The sequence below is a fragment of the Castellaniella sp. genome (genome assembly GCF_034007085.1).
GTDB lineage: Bacteria > Pseudomonadota > Gammaproteobacteria > Burkholderiales > Burkholderiaceae_B > Castellaniella.
The window spans coordinates 1-3,914 of sequence record NZ_JAVERO010000165.1 but is presented as its reverse complement, the minus strand read 5'-3'; the positions used below and the strand labels follow the sequence as shown (position 1 = coordinate 3,914).

The 3,914-nt window shown below is 65.9% G+C and carries 2 protein-coding genes and 1 pseudogene; all 3 read left to right on the top strand.

The genetic code is table 11. From position 1 onward, the window contains the following. Positions 1 to 303: pseudogene (locus RBR29_RS10985) on the top strand (PLP-dependent aminotransferase family protein); the annotation flags it as partial. A gap of 54 nt (positions 304 to 357) precedes the next feature. Then, positions 358 to 3,141, top strand: coding sequence for a pitrilysin family protein (locus tag RBR29_RS10980; protein ID WP_320349259.1), 2,784 nt, complete (start codon positions 358 to 360; stop codon positions 3,139 to 3,141). A gap of 154 nt (positions 3,142 to 3,295) precedes the next feature. Continuing rightward, a partial coding sequence (locus RBR29_RS10975) for a substrate-binding domain-containing protein (RefSeq protein WP_320349258.1) occupies positions 3,296 to 3,914 on the top strand: 619 nt, incomplete at its 3' end.

The window sequence follows — 3,914 nt, the reverse complement described above, 5'->3', positions numbered from 1 at the left end:
AGTATCCGCGAACGCCTGCGACGGGCGCATGATCAGGTCACCGCCGCCATGCACGGGCACGGTTTCGAGGTCTGGGAAGAACCTGGTGCCGGGCTGTTCCTGTGGGGCAGGCCACCGGCGCCCTGCCCCACGGGCAAAAACATGATCCGGCTGGCCGCGCAGGCGCTGAAGGCCGGTATCTGGCTTGCCCCCGGCAGTTATTTCGACCCGGACGGGCAAGAGAACGGCTGGATGCGTTTCAATGTGGCGTATTCCGGCGACCCGCGCCTGTGGCGCTTTTTCCGGCAGGCCGCCATGCAGTGACTCGATGCCTCCATGGCCCCTGTCCTTTATCCGTAACCTGAATCACCCTGAAACATGACCCGGCTCACACATCCACTCATCCTGCTTCTGGTGCTCTGCATGCTGGCGGCGCCACTTACCCGCCCGGCAGCCGCCGCCTCTGCGCATGCCGCACCGGCAACCGCTGCGCATGCTCTCCCCGCCGGCATCCACCGGGTCGTGATGATTGAAGGCGTCACCGAATACCGCCTGGACAATGGCCTGCAAGTGTTGCTGGCCCCGGATGATTCCCGCGCCCAGACCACGGTCAACATGAGCTACCGGGTCGGCTCGCGCAACGAGGGGCCGGGCGAAACCGGCATGGCGCACCTGCTGGAACACTTGCTGTTTCGTGGCAGCCCCAAATACCCGGACGCGCTGGCGGAATTCGCGCGCCGAGGACTGGCGGCCAACGGTTCGACCACCGTCGACCTGACCAACTATTACGCCACCTTCGCCAGCGACCCCGACACGTTGCGCTGGTACCTGGCCTGGCAGGCCGATGCCATGCTGAATGTGCGCATCACCCGCGCCGACCTGGATGCCGAAATGCCGGTGGTGCGCAATGAAATGGAACGCGGCGAGAACAGCCCGTTCGGGATGCTGATGCAGCAAGTGACATCGGCCGCCTATGTCTGGCACCCCTATGGCCGCAGCGTCATCGGCGCGCGTTCCGATGTCGAGCACGTCGGCATCGATTCGTTGCGCGCGTTCTACCACCGCTATTACCAGCCAGACAACGCCACGCTGATCGTCTCCGGTCGCTTCGATGCGCAACAGACACTGCAATGGATCGCCCAGGAATTCGGCGCCATCCCCCGCCCCAGCCGCACGCTGCCGCCCGAATACACCGTTGAGCCCGTCCAGCAGGGTGCGCGCAGCGTCACTTTGCGCCGCATCGGTGGCAGCCCCATTGCCCTGGCGCAATACCACCTGCCGGAAGCCGCCAGCGACGCCTACACGGCCCTGTCCATCGGCACTGCAATGCTGGCCGACAGCCCGGCCGGTCCGCTCTACCAATCCCTGGTGGCCCAGGGACTGGCCAGCAATGTATTCGGCTTTGCCCGCGCCATGAAACATCCCGGCTATGCGGTATTCGGCGCACAGATCCAGCCCGGCTCAGACCCGCAGGCCGCGCTGTCCGCCCTGGAACGCGGGCTGGAAACCGATGGCATCGGCCAGTTGGACCAGGCTGCACTGGAGCGCATCCGCACCGCCTGGCTGAACGACTGGAAGCAGACCTACAACCAGTCCACCGCACTGGCCCAGGCCCTGTCCGATGCCGTTGCCCGGGGCGACTGGCGCCTGTTTTTCATCGAACGCCTGCGGGTCCAGGCGCTCACGCTGGATGCGGTCCAGGCGCAATTGCGCGCCTGGCTGCTGCCCAGCAACCGGACCAGCGGACTGTACCTGCCCACACCCGATCCCAAGGATGCGCCCGCGCCCGCGCCGGCCGATCTGACACCCTGGATCAAACAACTCGCTACGGATACCGGACGCCCGGCCGTGGCCGCCTTCGACACCCGTCCCCTGGCCATCGATGCCGCTACCCGACGCAGCATCCTGACCCTGCCCAACGGACCGATCGCCCTGGCCCTGCTGCCCAAGGAAACGGCGGGCGGGCAGGTCTACGCTGTGCTGCGCATGGGTTTCGGCGACGCCAAGGCCTTGCGTGGCCTGGGCCTGACCCCCTTTGCCACCAGCGCCATGCTGCTGCGCGGTGCCGCCGGCATGAACCGCCAGCAGATCGAAGACCGTCTGAACGCGCTGGATGCAGAACTCTCGTTCAGTAGCGACGGCAACGTCCTGGACGTGTCCTTGCGCAGCGACCGCGACCGGCTGCCCGAAGTACTGGACCTGGTCTTTCACCTGCTGCGTGCCCCCACGTTCCCCGAGGACGAACTGGAGCGGCTCAAGCGCAGCCTGCGCACCCGCATGGAAAATGAAGCCGCAAGTCCGGCCTACCTGGCGCGCACCGCCCTGCGGCGCCACGACCAGCCATGGGATCCGGACGACATCCGCTATACCCCCACGGCCACCGAAACCCTGGCGCAGGTCGAAGGGCTGAGCCGCGACCGGCTGCGGCAATTCCACGAACGGTTCTACGGCACAGGCCACCTGTCCATGGCCGTGGTCGGCGACTTCAATCCCGACCAGATCGAAGAGAGCCTGCGCACCGGCCTGGCCGGCTGGCAGGCTGCGCCCGCCTACGAACGCCTGCCGAATCCCTGGTACGCGATGCAGCCAGAAACCTTGCACATCCCTGCTCCCGGCAAGGCCAACGCCGAATACCGGGCCGTCCTGCCCCTGCAACTGCGAGACACCGACCCACGCTGGCCCGCCCTGATGCTGGCCAACTATTTGATCGGTGGTTCCGAGGATTCCCGGCTGTGGCAAGGCATCCGGGTGCGAGGCGGCCTGTCCTACGGTGTGGGCAGCACCCTCAGCGCCTCATCCTTCGAAGAATCCGGCACCTGGTCGCTGTTTGCCAGCACGGCCGCCCGCAACGTCGACAACTTGCGCACTGCGGTGCGCACGGTCCTGGACGATGTGCTCAAGACCGGATTCACCCAGGCCGAGGTCGATCAAGGGGTGCAGTCCCTGCTGAACTACCTGGAACTGGGGCGCTCCAACGACGCCTACCTGACGGGCCGCTGGATCGATTACCTGGACACGCATCGCAGTTTCGCCTGGCAGCAGCACATCATCGACCAATTGCGCAGCCTGCAGGCCGGACAGGTCAATGCGGCGATGCGAGACCTGTTGCATCCCGATGCGCTCAGTATCGCCGTGGCTGCCGACCCAGACCCCCAGCCCTGAGGACTGAATCGCCCAGGATGCCGCTGCCCGCGCCGCCGCAACCCGGTAGCGCGCCAGGCAATCCTGCATTCAATATATAGTCTGGTATATTCCGAATGCCCATAGCGCCCGCCAGCCGCCACGGGCATTCACCCATCTACCGATTGATACTGCCATGAAAACCAGACTGCTGGGCCTGTGCCTCATCCTGTCCGCCGCCCAGGCCACCACGGCTTTTGCCGATACCCTGCTGATCGCATCGGCAGGCGGCTATCGCAAACCCCTGATGGAACTGATCCAACAACTGCCGGCGTCTGCCGGTCTCAAGGTGGAAGCCAGTTTCGGCCACATCCGCAGCATCGTGACCCAGGCCCGACAGAACAGCGACGTCGCACTGGTGATCGGCGACCGCGCCCTGCTCGAACCCGAAGGCCTGGCGACCCGCTACGAGCGCCTGGGCGCCGGCCGCCTAGCGATCATCTATCGCCAAGGCCTGAAGCTCGATGCCATCCAGGACCTGGCGGGCGACCCGGTGCAGCGCTATGCCATGCCGCACCCCCAGCGCACCATCTATGGCCGGGCGGCAGCGCAATGCCTGCAGCGCACCAATCTGGATGCCGCCACACAGGCCAAGCGCACCGAAAGCGACGGAGTACCCCAGGTCGGCGCCTATGTCGCCCTGGGCGACATGGACGCAGGCTTCGTGAACCTGACCGAGGCCCTGGGCCGAGGCGATTCGATCGGTGGCTATTTTCTCGCGCCGGACAGCTGCTATGAGCCGATCGAAATCGCCA

Excerpts from the sequence above, each read along its gene's own strand:
- RBR29_RS10980 (WP_320349259.1), top strand. The coding sequence starts at position 358 with ATGACCCGGCTCACACATCCACTCATCCTGCTTCTGGTGCTCTGCATG.